This is a genomic window from Pseudovibrio sp. Ad37 (assembly GCF_001623075.1).
Classification (GTDB): domain Bacteria; phylum Pseudomonadota; class Alphaproteobacteria; order Rhizobiales; family Stappiaceae; genus Pseudovibrio.
This window is the reverse complement of the sequence record NZ_LMCF01000208.1, coordinates 1-541: the sequence shown is the minus strand read 5'-3', so window position 1 is coordinate 541 and position 541 is coordinate 1. Positions and strand designations below refer to the sequence as shown.

General features: G+C 50.3%; 1 pseudogene. It reads right to left on the bottom strand.

What is annotated here, in order from left to right:
• A pseudogene (locus tag PsAD37_RS21305) lies at nucleotides 1-415 on the bottom strand (DDE-type integrase/transposase/recombinase); the annotation flags it as partial.
• Nucleotides 416-541 lie beyond the last annotated feature (126 nt).

Here is a 541-nt window from a genome sequence, read left to right as displayed (position 1 = left end):
TGCCGGTACATGCTCCCTTGCCATCCATGGAGATCTTGATCTTCTCACGCTTGAGCACATCGGTGAAGTCTATGCTGGTGAACTGAGAGCCCTGATCAGAGTTGAAAATCTCTGGCTTGCCGTATTTGGAAAGTGCATCTTCCAGAGCTTCGATGCTGAAGGTAGCCTTCATGGTGATTGATAACCGCCAGCTCAGAACTTTGCGCGAGTACCAGTCAATGATAGCGACCAGATAGGTGAAGCCCTTTGCCATGGGAATGTAGGAAATGTCGATGGCCCAGACCTGACTGGGTCTTAAAACCTCCACATCACGCAGCAGATACGGGTAGGTTTTATGTTATGGCGCTGGTTTGGACGTATTGGGTCGTCGGTAGATTGCCTCAATACCCATCCTCTTCATCAAGGACCTTACTCGGTAATCCCCCCATTTATGGAGGAGTTTTGCATTAGAGTTATGCAGCCAGTTTCAGTTTTGTTGCGGGCGAGATGCCGCCGATGGCCATGTTGGGCCGTTGGTTGTTGTAAGTCCAGAGCCATCTGG